The sequence below is a fragment of the Streptomyces sp. NPDC033174 genome, from assembly GCF_055577795.1.
In genome coordinates this window covers 46,561-62,075 of record NZ_JBVIPQ010000006.1, presented here as the reverse complement: position 1 = coordinate 62,075, position 15,515 = coordinate 46,561, and the positions used below count along the sequence as shown (strand labels likewise).

At 73.3% G+C, this 15,515-nt stretch carries 14 protein-coding genes; 11 read left to right on the top strand and 3 right to left on the bottom strand.

Annotated features, from left to right (window positions below; translation table 11 throughout):
- The first annotated feature begins 18 nt into the window (after positions 1-18).
- The 5 genes from ACZ5VC_RS20085 to ACZ5VC_RS20065 are packed head-to-tail and all read left to right on the top strand — an operon-like array spanning position 19 to position 5,657.
- Positions 19-1,323: a glycosyltransferase family 2 protein gene (locus ACZ5VC_RS20085; RefSeq protein WP_469121375.1), complete on the top strand. Its 1,305-nt coding sequence runs from the start codon at positions 19-21 to the stop codon at positions 1,321-1,323.
- The gene (locus tag ACZ5VC_RS20080; RefSeq protein WP_469121374.1) at positions 1,320-2,114 is read left to right on the top strand and encodes a polysaccharide deacetylase family protein; all 795 of its coding nucleotides are present in this window, start codon (positions 1,320-1,322) and stop codon (positions 2,112-2,114) included. The genes ACZ5VC_RS20085 and ACZ5VC_RS20080 overlap by 4 nt, the downstream gene beginning before the upstream one ends.
- Before the next feature lie 30 nt (positions 2,115-2,144).
- Positions 2,145-4,058: a hypothetical protein gene (locus tag ACZ5VC_RS20075; protein ID WP_469121373.1), complete on the top strand. Its 1,914-nt coding sequence runs from the start codon at positions 2,145-2,147 to the stop codon at positions 4,056-4,058.
- 13 nt (positions 4,059-4,071) lie between these two features.
- Positions 4,072-4,533: a hypothetical protein gene (locus tag ACZ5VC_RS20070; RefSeq protein WP_469121372.1), complete on the top strand. Its 462-nt coding sequence runs from the start codon at positions 4,072-4,074 to the stop codon at positions 4,531-4,533.
- On the top strand, positions 4,530-5,657 hold the full coding sequence (locus tag ACZ5VC_RS20065) for a glycoside hydrolase family 26 protein (protein ID WP_469121371.1): 1,128 nt from the start codon (positions 4,530-4,532) through the stop codon (positions 5,655-5,657). Before ACZ5VC_RS20070 ends, ACZ5VC_RS20065 begins: the two co-directional genes overlap by 4 nt.
- On the opposite strand, the gene ACZ5VC_RS20060 is transcribed toward ACZ5VC_RS20065, so the two are convergent.
- The 3 genes from ACZ5VC_RS20060 to ACZ5VC_RS20050 all read right to left on the bottom strand — a co-directional run bounded on the left by ACZ5VC_RS20060 (position 5,654) and on the right by ACZ5VC_RS20050 (position 10,031).
- A complete protein-coding gene (locus tag ACZ5VC_RS20060) occupies positions 5,654-7,846 on the bottom strand; it encodes a lipopolysaccharide biosynthesis protein (protein WP_469121370.1) in 2,193 nt (730 codons plus the stop codon). The two genes, ACZ5VC_RS20065 and ACZ5VC_RS20060, sit on opposite strands and share 4 nt — an antisense overlap.
- 3 nt (positions 7,847-7,849) lie before the next feature.
- Positions 7,850-8,998, bottom strand: coding sequence for a DegT/DnrJ/EryC1/StrS family aminotransferase (locus ACZ5VC_RS20055; RefSeq protein ID WP_469121724.1), 1,149 nt, complete (start codon positions 8,996-8,998; stop codon positions 7,850-7,852).
- Between the two features lie 169 nt (positions 8,999-9,167).
- The gene (locus ACZ5VC_RS20050) at positions 9,168-10,031 is read right to left on the bottom strand and encodes an RNA polymerase sigma factor SigF (RefSeq protein ID WP_469121723.1); all 864 of its coding nucleotides are present in this window, start codon (positions 10,029-10,031) and stop codon (positions 9,168-9,170) included.
- Positions 10,032-10,273: 242 nt separating this feature from the next.
- Here ACZ5VC_RS20050 and ACZ5VC_RS20045 point away from each other — a divergent pair, with 242 nt between their 5' ends.
- The 6 genes from ACZ5VC_RS20045 to ACZ5VC_RS20020 all read left to right on the top strand — a co-directional run bounded on the left by ACZ5VC_RS20045 (position 10,274) and on the right by ACZ5VC_RS20020 (position 15,370).
- Positions 10,274-10,642: an STAS domain-containing protein gene (locus ACZ5VC_RS20045; protein WP_469121369.1), complete on the top strand. Its 369-nt coding sequence runs from the start codon at positions 10,274-10,276 to the stop codon at positions 10,640-10,642.
- 79 nt (positions 10,643-10,721) lie between these two features.
- Positions 10,722-11,186: an ATP-binding protein gene (locus ACZ5VC_RS20040; protein WP_469121368.1), complete on the top strand. Its 465-nt coding sequence runs from the start codon at positions 10,722-10,724 to the stop codon at positions 11,184-11,186.
- A gap of 155 nt (positions 11,187-11,341) precedes the next feature.
- On the top strand, positions 11,342-12,004 hold the full coding sequence (locus ACZ5VC_RS20035; RefSeq protein WP_469121367.1) for a peptidase: 663 nt from the start codon (positions 11,342-11,344) through the stop codon (positions 12,002-12,004).
- Positions 12,004-12,882, top strand: coding sequence for a COG1470 family protein (locus ACZ5VC_RS20030; RefSeq protein WP_469121366.1), 879 nt, complete (start codon positions 12,004-12,006; stop codon positions 12,880-12,882). The genes ACZ5VC_RS20035 and ACZ5VC_RS20030 overlap by 1 nt, the downstream gene beginning before the upstream one ends.
- A complete protein-coding gene (locus ACZ5VC_RS20025) occupies positions 12,879-13,979 on the top strand; it encodes a hypothetical protein (RefSeq protein WP_469121365.1) in 1,101 nt (366 codons plus the stop codon). The genes ACZ5VC_RS20030 and ACZ5VC_RS20025 overlap by 4 nt, the downstream gene beginning before the upstream one ends.
- Positions 13,980-13,993: 14 nt before the next feature.
- Entirely contained in the window at positions 13,994-15,370 is a 1,377-nt protein-coding gene (locus tag ACZ5VC_RS20020) for a hypothetical protein (protein ID WP_469121722.1), read from the top strand.
- Positions 15,371-15,515 lie beyond the last annotated feature (145 nt).

The window sequence follows — 15,515 nt, the reverse complement described above, 5'->3', positions numbered from 1 at the left end:
CAGTTCAGGGGGAGCCCTATGTTCCGTCCACCTCGTGCCCTCGCCGTCGCCGAGATCGACCTCGGCGCCGACGGCGACATCCTCTCCTTCGGCCCCGGCCCCGGCGGCCCGCCGGTGGAGGCCGGAGGGGATGTCTACGCTCTCGTACGCGTCCGGGGCCGGCCCGCCGCCACCGTCGTGGGGCACATCCCGGAAGGCGCCGACCCGGCGGCCACCGTCGCCGCGCTCGCCCGCGACCGGCTCGCCCCTGACGTCCCCGGCGGCGAGAGCCCAGGTGTCCCGTATTCCCCGCGCGTCCCGGAGGCGTCCGGTGACCTGCCCCGGACCAGTGTCGTCGTCGCCACCCGTGAGCGGGCCGCCCAGCTGGCGCGGGCCCTCGACTCGCTCCTCGACCAGGACCACCCCGACCACGAGATCGTCGTCGTCGACAACGCGCCCCTGACCGACGCCACCGAGGAGCTCGTCACGCGCACCTACGCCGGGCGCGTCCGGTACGTACGCGAACCCGTGCCCGGGCTCGCCACCGCCCACAACCGGGGCGTCGCCGCCGCCGGCGGAGCCGTCGTCGCCTTCACCGACGACGACGTGATCGCCGACCCGCGTTGGCTGACCGCGCTCACCACGCCCTTCGCCGCCGACCCGAGGCTCGGTTGCACCACCGGACTGATCCTCCCGGCCCGGCTCGCCACCCCGGCCCAGGTCCTCCTCGAATCCCACGGCGGCTTCACCAAGGGCTTCGAGCCGCGCCTCTACGACCCGCTGTGCCCGCCCGCCGGCGAGCCGCTGTTCCCGTTCGCCGCGGGCAGCTTCGGCTCCGGCGCCAACATGGCCTTCCGTACGGCGGCGCTGAAGGCCGCCGGAGGGTTCGACCCGGCCACCGGCACCGGCACTCCGGCCCGGGGCGGCGACGACCTCTACGCCTTCGTCGCCGTCCTCGCCGCGGGCTTCCGGCTCCGCTACACGCCCGACGCGCTCGTCTGGCACCACCACCGCGAGACCTGGCAGGACCTGAGGAACCAGGCGTACGGCTACGGCGCCGGGCTCACCGCGTATCTGACCGCCACCCTCGTGCGCCGCCCCGCGCTGCTTCCGGCGCTGCTCGCCCGGCTGCCCCGCGGGCTGCTGTACGCGCGCACCATGACCGCCCGGCGCGCGGCCGCCGACCCGGGCCCGCCCGCCGGGCCCCGCGTGCGGAGCGGCGCTCCGGGCGAGCATGGCGGCCACACCCACCCCTGGCCGCGCAGCCTCTCGCGACTGGAGCGACGCGGGATGCTCTACGGCCCCCTCGGATACGCCAAGGCCCGGCTGGGGAGGGCGAGATGACCTCCTCCGTCCCCGTGCTCCTCTACCACGCCGTGATGGAGGACCCGCCCGACTGGATCGCCGAATTCACGGTCACACCAAGGGGCTTCGAGGCGCAGCTCGACGCGATCGTGGCCAGCGGCCGCACTCCGGTCCCGCTCGGTGTGCTCGCCGGCCACCTCGCGGGCGGCGGGGACCTTCCGGCCCGGCCCGTCGTGCTCACCTTCGACGACGGCTTCGCCGACCTCCCCGGGCCCACCGCCGAGGCGCTCGCCTCGCGCCGGCTGCCCGCCACCGCCTATCTGACCACCGGGGCGATCACCCCGGGCCGCTCCAGCCTGCTGCCGCCCGCGCCGATGATGGCGCTGGGCCAGGCGCCGCTCCTGGAGCAGTACGGCATCGAGATCGGCGCCCACACCGTCACCCATCCGCAGCTCGACACCCTGTCCGCCGCCGCCGTGGGCCGGGAGCTGAGGGAGTCCAAGGCGGTGCTCCAGGACGCCCTCGGCCACGAGGTGACGCACCTGGCCTATCCGCACGGCTACAACAGCCGGGCCGTGCGCAGGGCCGCCCTGGACGCCGGGTACGCGTCGGCGGTCGCCGTGCGCCATGCCCTCAGCTCGGACCGGGACGAGGTCCACCGCATCGCCCGGCTCATCGTGCGCCGTACGCACACCGTCGCCGACGTCGAGAGCTGGATGGAGGGACGCGGCGCGCGGACCGCGCCCTACCGGGACTCGCTGCCGACGGTCGGCTGGCGTACCTACCGCCGAGCGCGGACCGTGCTCAAAGGCCCCGAGTTCGCAGGCTAGGCAGACCACTTTCCGTGGGGGAGTCGCACCGTGCAGCAGCACCATGTGTCCACACCGGTCGAAGAGGGCGGCGCGCAGCGCGAGGGAGAAGCGACCGGGGCCCGCGACGGCGCGCCACCGCCCGCCCGGCCCCTGCGGGGAGCGCTCGCACCGCAGGCCCTGGGCAGCCGGCTGCCCCTGCCGGTGGCCGCCGGGCTCTGGGCCTACGCGCTGCCCCGGACCGGCTTCCGGGACATCACCGACTTCGGGCTCCTCGACCGCTTCCCCCCGGCCTTCTACGCCGCACTGGCCGTCTTGACCTGCGGTTTTCTGGTCACCCTGCGACGCGCCGGCACCGCGCCGCTCTGGCCCGCCGCCTACTGCGCCGCCATGCTGGTGGCCCTCAAGGCGCCCCCCGCCGTGCTCTACGACTCCGTGCGCTACGCCTGGGCGTCCAAACACGACGCCGTGATCAGCCGGCTCCTCGCCGAGGGAACCGTTCATCCGCACACAGAGCTGTCCGGCGGCATGTCCGCCTACGACCAGTGGCCCGGCTTCTTCTCCCTGAACGCCGCCCTCGTCCGGGCCTTCGGCGTCGACACGGCGGCCTCGTTCGTCAACTGGGCGCCGGTGGCGCTCGGCATCCTGACCCTGCCCGTACTCGTCCTGATCTACCGCACCTTCACCGACGACTGGCGTCTGGTGTGGACCGCCGTGTGGATCTTCCAGCTCGCCAACTGGGTCGGTCAGGACTATCTCTCGCCGCAGGGCTTCTCGTATCTGCTCCATCTGACGGTCTTCGCCGTGGTCGTCCGGCACTTCGTCCTCCCGGGCTCGGCCGGGCGGCTGCGCGACCGCACCGGGCTCGACCCGGCGGCGGCCGCCGTGCCGCCACCGACGGGGCGGCGCCAGCGGGCCGTCTGCATCCTGATCATCGCCCCGCTCATCGCCACCATCAACGCGTCCCACCAGCTCACACCGGTGATGCTCTGCGCGACCCTCGGCGCGCTCTGCCTCACCCGACGCCACCGCAACCTCGGGCTGCTGGCCGTCACCGGGCTGATCATGCTGATCTGGGACCTGACGATGGGCCGGGTGCTCTTCCTGGAGACGATGAGCACGCTGCGCGACTCCGCCGGCGATCTGCTCGGCAACTCCCGCGCGGGATACGCGGGCGAGCCCACCGGTCCCGGGCCGGAGCTCGTCGGCGCCGCCAACATCCTGATGGTGCTCGCGCTCGCCGTCCTCGCCGGCGCGGCCGTCCTGCTGCGCCGCCGGCTCGTGCGCAGCGCTCTGCCGTTGCTCCTGGCCGCGGCCGCGCCCGTGCCGATGTTCGCCGTCAACGACTACGGCGGCGAAATGCTCTTCCGCGTCTATCTGTTCGGGCTGCCCGGCACGGCGTTCTTCGCCGCCGCGGCGCTGGTGCCGGCCGCGGGGGCGTCCGGCAGGGCCGCCCGGACCGCCCGCCGCGTCACCGCCGTCGCCCTGCCTCTGGTGCTGACCGCCCTGCTCGCCGGATTCCTGCCCTCGTACTACGGCAAGGAGGGCATGCACTACGCCCCGCCCGCCGAGGTCGCGCTCACCCGGCGCGCCTTCGACCGGGCGCCGGACGGGGCGCTGATCCTCGCGACGACCGGGTCGTTCCCCGGCGCGTACTACCGCTACGACCGCTACGAACGCTGGTTCTTCACCGAACAGAACGTGCCCGAGAACCTCAGGATGCTCAAGGACCCGGCCGGATATCTGGCGGCGGGCATCCCGGAGGGCCGCCCGGCCTATGTGATCCTCACGCCGACCCAGGAGAAGGCGGTCATCGGCGAGGGCTATCTGCCCCCGGGCAGCTTCGCCACCCTGCGCGACGCGCTCAAGCGCTCACCGCGCTTCCGCGTGGTGGAGGAGAACGCTCACGGACTCGTCCTGCAATTCCGGCCGGCCGCACCGCCGGACCGGTCCGCCCCGCGATGACGAGGAGGCCGCCATGGCCCACCCCCAGCCGACCCGGACCCAGCTGAGAGCGGGCCTGGCGGCCTCCGGCTGGCTCGCGCTGGGCGCGAGCCAGCTGCCGGGGGGATCCCCGCTGCGCTGGATTCCCGTGCTGCTCTTCGTCTGCTTCGGCCCGGGACTCGCCCTGCTCCACCCGCAGCCCGGCGGCCTGCGTCCCGGCGCCCGGCTGGAGGCGTTCGCGCTGGCCGCGCCGGTCAGCCTCTCCCTGGCCGCGCTCACCGCGACCTCGCTGTTCCTGGTCAAGGGATTCTCGACGACCGTGTTCCTGGTCTCTCTGGCCGGTTTCGTCACGGTCGTCGCCGCCCTGCCCGGCGTACCGCTGCCCGCCGCCACCCGGGGCGCGGCCGAGCGCACCCGGCCGTCCCGCGGGCCCGGCGTCCCGGCGCCGGCCACCGGGCGCGAGCGCCGGAAACCCCGCCCCGGAGGCGGCCGATGAGCGGGCGCCATGCCTTACGCGGGAAACGCTCCTGCACCGCCGCCCTCCTCGCCGCCGTGGCCCTCCTGGTCGCCGGACTCGGTGTCTGGGGCACCCGCTCCACAGAAGACGGGGGCGCCGGCCGCGTCTCGGGCCAGGACCTCCCCCGCGACGCCGCCTCCGGCGAACCGCCCCGGGGCCGCTGCGCACCGGACGAGCGGCTGGTCGCACCCTGCGGCGCCTGGTGGGGCGCGTACGTCCCGTACGACGGCGACGGTTCGCTGAGCGCGCCGGTGTACGCCTTCGAGAAGAAGATCGGCCGCAAGCTCGATGTCGTCTACACGTACCACGACATGTCGGGGAACGAGCGCGACGGACAGCTCCTCACCCGCGACGAGCAGGAACTCGGCCGTGACCGGCTGCTGATGCTGGCCTGGGAGTCGACCGTGTGGACCGCACCGCACCACGCCGGCTGGACCGAGCGGCAGCTCGGCTGGAAGAACATCGCCTCCGGCGCGTACGACGCGAAGATCATCGACCCGCAGGCCCGCCGCATCAAGGCGTACGGCAAGCGCGTCTTCTTCTCCTTCGACCAGGAGACCGACTTCCGGATCAAGGAGGGCGCCGGGACCCCAGAGGAGTACGTCGCCGCCTACCGCCACCTCCACGACCGCTTCGAGAAGCTCGGTGCCGACAACGTGGTCTGGGTCTGGACGGTCTCCGGCTACCTCGGCCACGCCGAGCAGATGAAGCGGCTCTACCCCGGCGACGACTTCGTCGACTGGCTCGGCATGGACCAGTACAACTACTACCTCTGTCACCGGTCGACCGACTGGCTGGACTTCGAGGCGAGCCAGCGGCCCTCCTACGACTGGCTGCGCGCCCACATCTCCGCCGACAAGCCGGTCATGCTGTCGGAGTTCTCGACCGCGCCCGACCCGAAGCGGCCCCTGCGTCCGCGCGACTGGTACACCGCGATCCCCAAGGTCGCGCCGACCCTGCCGAAGCTCCGCGCGCTGGTCCACTGGAACCGCCCGGTCCCCGGCCCCGGTTGCGACCTGACCGTCAACAGCGGTCCGGCCCTGGAGGGCTACCGGCTCGCCGGACAGGACCCGTACTTCCACCAGCCGGTCCCGCCGCGCTAGCCGCGCCGCCGGGCGGCCACGACGGCCGCCACGGCGGCCACGCCCAGCCCCAGGGAGACGGGCAGCGCGGCCGCCGCGAACGCCTGCTGCGCCGCCCAGCCCGCCACCACCAGCATCCACAGCGCACACGCCGTGAGCCGGCCCCCGGCCCCAAGGACCCGCAGCAGCGCTCCGGCCGACAGCAGGCACAGCCCCTGGAGCACGAGCGGCAGCAGCCGCAGGACGCCCCCGGAGCCGTCGGAAGCCGCCCCGCCGGACAGGAGCGCGGCCAGGGCGTCCGCACCGGGGCCCGCGGCCTTTGGTGGACGCACACCGAGCAGCAGAGGGGCCGTGTGCAGGGCCAGGAAGGTCACCAGCAGGACGGCCCCGAGGAGGACGGGACGCAGCCGCCGGAGCGAGAGCGCCGCACTCTGCGCGACGATCAGCAAAATGCCCGCCGTGAGCGTGAGCGGGGGAAGCGCCGCCAGCAGTTCCGTGCCGGACAGGCGGCGGCCGCCGAGACCCCCGGGCGCCCACGCGAGGGGGATCCAGAACAGCCCGACGGACAGGCCGAGCAGCAGCCACAGCCAGTCGGTGAGCCGGTCCTCGCCGACGTTCCGCCCGGAGCGCGGGCCCGCCGGCCCGTACACGGGCAGGCCGAAGGCCGGCGTCGCCGCGTCGTGCGCCGCGTGGAAGGAGGCGGCCCGGCGGGCCCAGTCCGTTCCGTACACCGGGGTGGCCTCCGCCGTCCCGGCCGCCGCGGCCTGCCGCTCGGCGGCCCTGCGCGCCCAGTCCGTGCCGAACTCGCTCCGCGTGCTCCTGCTGCCGCGCCTGCCCGCACCGAGTGCGGCCCGCAGCCCGGGGGCCGACACCGCGGCCATCAGGGTCATGGAGGCGAGCACCGCGAGCCCGGCCCCGGAGATCCCGGCCGTGCCCAGCAGCACGGCGGCGCTGCCCAGGACCAGGGCGCACATCGCGCCCTGGAGGGCGGCAAGGGCACCGGTGCGGCCCTGCACCCGCAGCACGCCGATGTACAGCTCCACGGCGACCCTCGGCAGGGCGGCCGCGGCCAGCAGGCGCAGCACCAGAGTCCCGTGCTCGGCGTAGTCCGCTCCGAACGGCGCGAGGATCCGCGGAGCGAGGACGACGAGGACCAGGACGACCGGGACGAGCAGGACCGCCATCCGCCGCAGCGCTCCCCGTACGCCCTCGGCGAGGCTCTCGGGGCTGTGCGAGGCGTGCGCGGTGAGCGAGGAGGCCATGTTGATGGCCATGAACTCCATCGTGCCGCCGACGGTGTACGCGGTGTAGAAGAACGCGTTGTGCGCGGCGTCGAAGCGGACGGCGACCATCACCGGCAGCAGGTTGATCATCGCGAGGCTGAACAGCGCGCCGACCGAGTCGCCGGCCATGAAGCGGCCGATCTCCCGCATCTCGGGCGGTTCGCGGTCGCGGTCCTCGCGCGCCTGCCGGGGGATGAGCCGGCGGAACACCAGCCATCCCAGGGGCAGCACCGACACGGCGATCGCCGCCGACCACGACACGAAGACGCCGAGCACGGGGAGCGCGGTGGCGCACAGGACGAGCAGCAGCAGCTTGCCGAGCGAGAAGACGGCGTTGCCGACGGGCACCCAGATGGCCCGGCGCAGCCCGGTCAGCACCCCGTCCTGAAGGGTGAGCAGCGCCCAGCCGATGCAGGAGGCGGTGAAGAAGATCCCGGCGCTCGGCGTGCCGAGCGGGGCGTACGAGGGCCCCCACCGGTCCAGCGTCAGCAGGAAGCCCCCACAGGCCACGGTGACGACCAGGGAGCTGACGAGGTAGATCCGGCGGACCAGGGAGCCGGTGGCCCGGCCGGCGCGCGGGACGTACCGGACGACCGCGCCGATCATGGTGGTGGCGGTGAGGGAGGCGAGCAGGCGCTGGGCGGCGATCGCGGCGGACCCCTGGCCCACGGCGTCCTCGGAGTAGTAGCGGGCCGCGACCAGCCAGAAGCCGAGGCCGAGGGCGGCGGAGACGCCGGTGGAGAGCATCAGCGCGTAGGCGTTGCGGAACATCGAGTCCCCGCCGCCGCTCGCGCCGTCGTGCCCGGCCTCCCCGTCCGGCCCGGGTCTCTCCCCACCGGCCCCGCTCCCCTCCCCCCCTCCGCCCCTGCTCCTGGCCCCGTCCCCGTCGTCGGCGCCGGGCCGGCGCGGTCGTACGGTGTCGGCCACGCCTCAGCCGCCGTCCGGGCCCGGCGCCCCGGCGGGCTCGGCCCCCGAGGCGCGGAGCACCCGGATCACCTCGTCCGCCCGTCTCGGGTCCACCGGCAGTGCGTGCCGGGCGAACCAGCGGGCCGCGCCGGGCGTCGGCGACGGATCGGTGAACGGCTCGCCCGCGTAGTCGTCGAGCGGCGGGTCGTAGAGGTACCCGGTGGTGATCCGGCGCCGGGCCAGCGCGGCGATCGCCGCGTCCCGGTCGGCGACCAGCAGCGGCACCCGGAACAGCGGCTGGGCGGGCCCGGTGTCCGGGGCCGCCCAGGGGCTCTCGCGCAGCCGCCGCGTCCCCGCGAGATGGGCGGCGAGGGTGGCGTCGAGCCGGCCGAGCAGCCGCTCGGTGCGGCGCAGCCGCCCCGGGCCGGGCGTGAGCCGGTAGTCGTGCATGTCGACCCGTACCCAGGAGTGGAAGGGGGAGAGCCGGGGCGCGGCGGCCACGGCCTGCTTGAGCTCGCCCGCCCGCAGCGGCATACGGATCTCCTCGCGCTCCTCCAAGCCGAGGAGCCGCATCGTCGCGCGGGCGGCGCCGGCGAGCCGCAGGCCGCGTACGGCCGCCTCCGCGTAGGGACGAAGGAGGTGGGCGGCCTCGGCGCCCGTACGGGACGGGCGCAGCAACGCGTCGCGGGCGGCGGCCAGTTCCTCCCGCAGGCCCGGATCGGCCGGTGCGAGGAAGCCGCCGGTCTTGGCTCCGGTGTGCTTGGAGAGGCTGAAGACGGCGGCCTCGCCGAAGGTGCCGACGGGTCTGCCGTCCACCGTGGAGCCGATGGCATGGGCGGCGTCCTCGATCAGCGGGATGCCGAGCGCGTCGCACCGGGCGCGCAGGGCGGGCGCCGGGTCGGGGTTCCCGTAGAGATTGGTGGTGAGGACGGCCGACAGGCCGCGCCAGTCGCTCTGGGGGATCGCCGCGAGGTCGATCGATCCGTCGCGCGGGTCGAGCGGCGCCTGCACGGGGCGCAGCCCCGCCGCCAGCACCACGAAGAAGATGACGTCGTCGTTGACCGGTGACATGAGCACCCGGCCGCCGGGCTCGCACCAGTGGCGCAGCGCCAGGAAGAGACCGAGCCGGCACGACGGCACATACAGGCATTCCCTGCCGAGACGACCGCGCATCCGCTCTTCCAGAGCGCCGTACGCCGCCGGGCAGCCCTCACCAGAAACCATATGATTCCCCCCTGAGCCCCGCCCAAATGTGGCGCATAGGGACGGTGCCGTCAATAACGCGGAAGGGCCCGTCCCCGGGGGGAACGGGCCCTTCGGCCATCCGGGCGGCTCGGGGCCGTCACTCCTCGAGGGTCAGGCCCTTCCGGAGCCTGTTGAGGGTGCGGGTGAGCAGCCGGGACACGTGCATCTGCGAGATGCCGAGCTCTTCACCGATCTCGGACTGGGTCATGCCGGCGACGAAGCGCAGCGAGAGGATCGTGCGGTCGCGGGCGGGCAGCGACGCGATCATCGGCTTCAGCGACTCGACGTACTCGATGCCTTCGAGGCCGTGGTCCTCGTAGCCGATACGGTCCGCGAGGGCGCCCTCGCTGTCGTCCTCCTCGGGCTGGGCGTCCAGCGAGCTCGCGGTGTACGCGTTGCTCGCCGCCATGCCCTCGACGACCTCTTCCCTGCTGATGCCGAGCTTGTCGGCCAGCTCGGCGACGGTCGGCGAGCGGTCGAGCTGCTGGGCGAGCTCGTCACCGGCCTTGGCGAGGTCGAGGCGCAGTTCCTGGAGGCGGCGCGGCACGCGCACCGACCACGAGGTGTCGCGGAAGAACCGCTTGATCTCACCGACGATGGTGGGCATCGCGAAGGTCGGGAACTCGACGCCGCGGCTGAGTTCGAAGCGGTCGATGGCCTTGATGAGGCCGATCGTCCCGACCTGGATGATGTCCTCCATCGGCTCGCTGCGGGAGCGGAACCGGGAGGCCGCGAACTTCACCAGCGCCAGGTTGAGTTCGACGAGGGTGTTGCGGACGTAGGCGTGGTCGTGGGTGCCCTCTTCGAGGTTCTCGAGACGCGCGAAGAGCGTCTTCGACAGCGCTCGCGCGTCGAGCGCGCTCACGTCCTCGTAGGGAGGGATCTCGGGAAGATCCAGGGGCGCGGGCGGAGTTGTCGACGGCGCGTGCGGGGTGCGCGGGGCGTCGAGCCGGGGTGACATGGTCTCCTCCATCATGGTCGGCATGAGGCAGCCGGTGCCTTCCTTGCTGCTGCGGTGTGCGGCGCCTCCAAAGCCGGCCGTGGTCGGGTGTGTCTCTACTAGCCCTACCCGCTCGAGATGGATCGGTGCAAGTGTCAAAAGTCCATTTCGCCCCTTATGTGGCGGACTCCGACTACCGCGGAGTGTGGAGAAGGGCGTAAGGTTCTGCGAGCGTCAACGGCATCGACGAAGAGGGGCGGGCAATGGATCGCGGCACGGTAGGCAGTGCTCATCGGGGCCGTCTCCTGGTCGAGGTCCGGACAGAGGGCACCAGCGAGATCGTCACGCCGGTGGGTGAGCTCGATCACCACACCGCGGATCTGTTGCGTACGCCACTCGAAGCCGCGCTCGACGAAGGCAGATATCGGCTCATTGTCGACTGCTCACGGCTTGAATTCTGTGACTCCACCGGTCTGAACGTGCTGCTGGGCGCCCGGCTCAAGGCCGAGGCCGCCGGTGGCGGTGTCCACCTCGCCGGCATGCAGCCCGTCGTGGCCCGTGTGTTCGAGATCACCGGTGCGGAAGCGGTGTTCACCCTGCACGACTCGCTCGAAGCGGCCTTGTCCGATTGAGCCTGCGGGTGCCTGGGCACCCGCACCCTGGAATCGATACGAGTATTGGCGACTGGTGAATCGGTGAGGTGAAGCGCTGATGGGCACCACCCGGCAGCATCCGCCGAGCGACGTCGGCCCGGAGCCGGATGGCGACGGGCGGGTGCGTACGCTCGCGCTCGGTGGTGCGAGCGGCATCGTACCGCTCGCCCGGGACTTCACCCGGCAGGCGCTGAGGGACTGGGGCTGGCTTCCGGCCGCCACGGCGGACCGCAGGGCGGCCGCCGAGGACGTGCTCCTTGTCGTCTCCGAGCTGGTCACCAACGCCTGTCTGCACGCCGAGGGCCCCGAGGAGCTGCGCGTCTCATATCTCGCCAAGGCCCTGCGCCTGGAGGTCACCGACCGCGGTGCCGGGCAGCCCATGCCCCGTACCCCGCACCGCGCCGGACGTCCCGGCGGGCACGGCATGTTCATCGTCCAGCGGCTCTGCCTGGACTGGGGGGTCGTCCGCACGCCGGGGGCCCCGGGCAAGACGGTGTGGGCGGAGCTGGCCGCCCCCGCATAGCGACCTCCGAGGTTTGTGGAGTTGTTGTCGAGCACGCCGATACGGCGTGCTCTTTGTCTTCCCTCGACAGGACCCCGGGCGTACCTTGAGCGCCCAATCTGATGTGCCGTCAGGAAATTCGGCCACGTCAACGTCCGGCATGAGGGGAAGTCAAGGTGTCGTACCAGAAGCGGACAGCCCGCACGCTGGCGGCGGCAGCGGCGGCGGGCTCAGTGGTACTGATGGCCGCCCCCGCCGCGCACGCTGCCGTCGTCGACGTCAACTACGCCTGTCAGACGAAGATCGGGCCCAAGAGCGCCGTCTCCCCCGTCGACATCAAGGCGGTCAAGAGCGGCAGCGGTTACCAGGTCACGATGTCCTTCGACAAGGGCGTGTCCGACAGCCCGATCGAGCTGCCCAAAGGGGTCATGACCCCGCGCGCGGTACTCAAGCTCGGCGGCGCGGACAGCGGGACCGTCGCGGTCAAGGGCGTCCCGAACGCCACCGCGATACCCCCCAACACACCTATCAAAATAGGTCGGTTGACCGGTACGTACACGCCGAAGAAGAGCGGCAGGGTCACCTTCACCGCGGGGGTGCTCACGGTCCACGCGCTCGGCATGGACGCCGCCACCTGTACGCCCTCCAACAACCCGAAGCCCTCCCTCGAACTCGACGTGGTGGCGGCCGGCGGCTCCGGGAACTCCCTGCCCACCGGCGGTGAGCTCCCCAGGACCGGCCCGCTCGACTCCGCCGCGGCGCTCGGCACCCTCGGCGGCACCGTGGTGCTGGCCGGTGCGGCCGGGGTGCTCTGGCTGACCCGGCGCTCGGCGAGCTGATGCGGGCGCCGCGGGCGTGGGGCGTGGCCGCCGCCGCGCTGCTCTGTTCCCTCGGCGCCCCCCACGCCCCGGCGGCGGGCGCGTCCGGCCCGGTGTGGACGGCCGAACCGGCGTCCGGGCCGGGCGCCGGCAGACCGTACGTCTATCTGGAAGGCGTTCCCGGCACCGTGCTCGAGGACAGGCTCTCATTGACCAACCCCGGTACCGGACCGCTGACGGTACGGCTGTCCGCCGGACCCTCCGGTACGGGTCCCTGGACCCGGTTCACCCAGGTCACCGTACGGGTCCCGCCGCGCACCCGGGCGCTGGTCCCCTTCTCCGTCACGGTGCCCGAGAACACCGCGCCGGGCGACCGCACGGGCGCACTGGTGGCGACGGCCGGCGGGCGGGAGGCGGCGGTGCGCCTCCATCTGCGGGTGAGCGGCGCGCCGTTGCCCGCGCTGACCGTCGAGGACGTCCGCCTCACCTCGGGGCGCATCCACTACGCCCTGGTCAACCGCGGCAACACGGTCCTGGTGCCCAGCCTCGCCGTCCACGCCGACGGCCTCTTCGGTACCGCGCTCGACCGCCCCGCGCGATCGCTGTCCCTGGAGCTCCGCCCCGGCGCCCGGGCCGAACTCACCGAGCCGTGGCCCGACACTCCCGCACTCGACGCGGTGACCGTGCGGCTGACGGCCACGGCCCCGGGAGCCGCCCGGGCCGAGGGCGGCGACCGGGCACTGTTCCTTTCCCGGACGCGGATCGCGACGGCCGCGGCGGGGACGGCGGCGCTCGCCGCGGCGGTGACGGTGTGGCGGGTGCGACGGCCGGGACGGCGGGCGATGCCCCAAGTCTCGGGAAGGCAAAGGGACATGGTGATGGCGGGAGCGGACTCATGACCCTGCGTACCGGAGCGCGTTTTGCCGGGGCGGCCCGCCCGCCGATTCTGTTCCGCCTGGTGGCCCTGCTGGCGCTGGTCGCGCTGCCCGCGCTCGCACTCGTGCCGGCGGAGCGGGCGCGGGCCGCCGATCCCAAGCCCGCCGTGTCCCTGTCCCAGCGGGAGGCGGGCAAGGGCGGGGAGATCACCGTCAGCGGAACCGGCTGGCGGCCGGGAGCCCTGCTGATGCTGCTGATCTGCGGTCAGGGCACACCCGACAAGGGCGTGATCGGCGGCACCAACTCCTGTGCCAACTCCGTGGGCCGCGCGGCCACCGTCGACGCCAAAGGGGCGTTCAGCCAGAAGATGCCGGTGGCCGAACCCCCCACGCCCTGCCCCTGTGTCGTCCATGTGGCCGGGGTGACCGGCGAACGCGCCACCGTGGACGTGGCGTTCACCGTCGCGGGCCACCCGGTCGCCGACCTTCCCGCGCAGAGCGGTGAGGGCAGACTCGCCGTACTGGACACGGTCCGGCTCGAAGGATCCGGCGGTGTGCTCGTCTGGTTCGGCGCCCCGCCCTCTCGCGAGATCACCTTCACCGTCGGGAATCTGGGCTCCGCGCCGGTCAAGGATCCCGTCTTCCAGGTGGGCACCAGCCATGGCGTCTACGCGCCGCAGTGGGAGGAACAGCAGTGGCGGGGCACCGTCGCACCCGGCATGAAGGCTCGGGTGCGACTCCCCGTCCAGCTGTCCGCCGGTGCCTACGGCGACTACCAGGTGTCGGTGAAGTACGCGGGCACCGTGCTCGTGGAGCAGCCGTGGGGCGTGGGGCGGCCATGGGGCGTGACGCTCTTCTGGCTGCTGCTCGCCGTCGTCGTCCCGGCCGCGCTGTTCCGGATCGGAATGGCGGTGGTGGACCGCGCGCGGCCGCGCGGCCCCTCCAAGGCCCCTGGCCGGGGTCCGTACAAGAAGGCGCCGAGGAAGCGGGAAGGGCCCGGGCGGCACCGCACGCCCGCCGCCGGCGCCGCTCCCGCCCGTACAAGCATCGCGGCGCTGCCGTGGTTCACACCTGACTCCGCACCGTCAGAGAACAGACCGACGACGAAGGGACATTCGTGAGCACGCAACGGAGGATGAGCGCGGCCGGGGTCGCGCTGATGCTCGGCGGCGCGGGAATTGTGCTGGCCGCGAGCCCCGCGCAGGCCGCCGAGGTGTCGTACAGGACCGAGTGCATTCCGCCCGCCATCTCCGGCCTGCCGCCGGTGAACGGGACCACCAAGGTGCAGATCACCGCACCGGCCGAGGCGAAGGTCGGGGACGAGGTCGAGGTGGTGTGGAAGACGGTCGCGGCCGCTTCCAAGAATCCCGACATCCTCGACCTGGAGAAGGACACGGTCAAGCCGACGGGCGTCGTCAAGCTCGGTGGCGGGGGCAGCGGCACGCTCTCCATGGAGGGCCCCCGGCAGAATCCGCCGATCCCCAAGAACAGCCCCATGGTCCTGCCCGACATGAAGGGCAAGCTGAAGCTGGAGAAGGCCGGCGAGATCACGCTGACGCCGGACAAGTACACCATCAACGTCTCCAAGCCGATGTCCACGGACACCAAGTGCTCACCGAAGGAGACGGTGGCGGTCGGTGCGACGATCAAGGTGACGGCGGGCGGTGGGTCGTCGGGCGGTACGACGAGCAGCGGTGGGTCGACGAGCGGTGGGTCCACCTCCGGTGGGTCGGCGTCCGGCGGGTCGACGGCGTCCGGTGGTACGACATCGGGCGGTACGGCCTCCGGCGGCACGACCACGTCCGGGGGCACCACGGCGTCCGGCGGGTCCACGGCCGGCGGGTCCACCGGCGGCGGTGGCGGACAGACCGACTTCCCGGGCAAGGAGGTCGCGGTCCAGTTCGCGTGCCAGTCCCCCGGCCCGGCGAACATCACCTCCAAGGTGACGATCAACGCCAAGAAGAACGGCGAAAGCTACGACCTCACCGTGAAGACCGCCAAGGGCGTCATGAACAGCCCGGCGCCGCTTCCCGCGGGCGCCCTCAAGCCGTCCATGGCGGTCAAGCTCGGCGGCGCGGACAGCGGCACGGTCAAGGTCGAGGGACCCGCCAACGCCGCCCCGCTGGAGCAGGGCAAGCCGGTCGACCTCCCCGACATGAAGGGCACGTACAAGCCGGGGGCGACCGGAAAGTCCACGCTCAGTCCCGGCACCCTGACCATCAACGTCTCGCTGGGCGGTTCACCGATCGTCATCCCCTGCGCGGTCAAGGGCAGCGCCGACGCCTCGCTGACCCTGGACACCGCGAAGCAGGCCGGCGGCGCCTCCGGCGGAGACTCCTCCGGCTCCGGCTCCGGCTCGGGGGGTACGGCCGGCGGCGGCGGGCTCGCCGAGACCGGCGCCGAGGACGAAGGCGCCCTGCGCGCCCTCGCCCTGGTCGCGGGCACCGTGATCCTGCTGGGCGGCGCGGTGTTCACCTTTACCCCGTGGGGCCGTCTGCGCGGTACCCGGTAACGGCGGAGGGGGGGGGGGGGGGGGGGGGGGGGGGGGGGGGGGGGGGGGGGAAGGGAAAGAAGGGGGGGGGGGGGGGGGGGGGGGGGGAGAGGGGGGGGGGGGGTGGGGGGGAGGGGGAGCCGTTTTTTCTCTTTTCCCCCCCCCA

Coding starts and splice junctions, on each gene's coding strand:
- ACZ5VC_RS20085 (WP_469121375.1), top strand. CDS start 19: ATGTTCCGTCCACCTCGTGCCCTCGCCGTCGCCGAGATCGACCTCGGC.
- ACZ5VC_RS20025 (WP_469121365.1), top strand. CDS start 12,879: ATGACCCTGCGTACCGGAGCGCGTTTTGCCGGGGCGGCCCGCCCGCCG.
- ACZ5VC_RS20070 (WP_469121372.1), top strand. CDS start 4,072: ATGGCCCACCCCCAGCCGACCCGGACCCAGCTGAGAGCGGGCCTGGCG.
- ACZ5VC_RS20030 (WP_469121366.1), top strand. CDS start 12,004: ATGCGGGCGCCGCGGGCGTGGGGCGTGGCCGCCGCCGCGCTGCTCTGT.
- ACZ5VC_RS20080 (WP_469121374.1), top strand. CDS start 1,320: ATGACCTCCTCCGTCCCCGTGCTCCTCTACCACGCCGTGATGGAGGAC.
- ACZ5VC_RS20040 (WP_469121368.1), top strand. CDS start 10,722: ATGGGCACCACCCGGCAGCATCCGCCGAGCGACGTCGGCCCGGAGCCG.
- ACZ5VC_RS20065 (WP_469121371.1), top strand. CDS start 4,530: ATGAGCGGGCGCCATGCCTTACGCGGGAAACGCTCCTGCACCGCCGCC.
- ACZ5VC_RS20055 (WP_469121724.1), bottom strand. CDS start 8,998: ATGCGCGGTCGTCTCGGCAGGGAATGCCTGTATGTGCCGTCGTGCCGG.
- ACZ5VC_RS20050 (WP_469121723.1), bottom strand. CDS start 10,031: ATGTCACCCCGGCTCGACGCCCCGCGCACCCCGCACGCGCCGTCGACA.
- ACZ5VC_RS20045 (WP_469121369.1), top strand. CDS start 10,274: ATGGATCGCGGCACGGTAGGCAGTGCTCATCGGGGCCGTCTCCTGGTC.
- ACZ5VC_RS20020 (WP_469121722.1), top strand. CDS start 13,994: ATGAGCGCGGCCGGGGTCGCGCTGATGCTCGGCGGCGCGGGAATTGTG.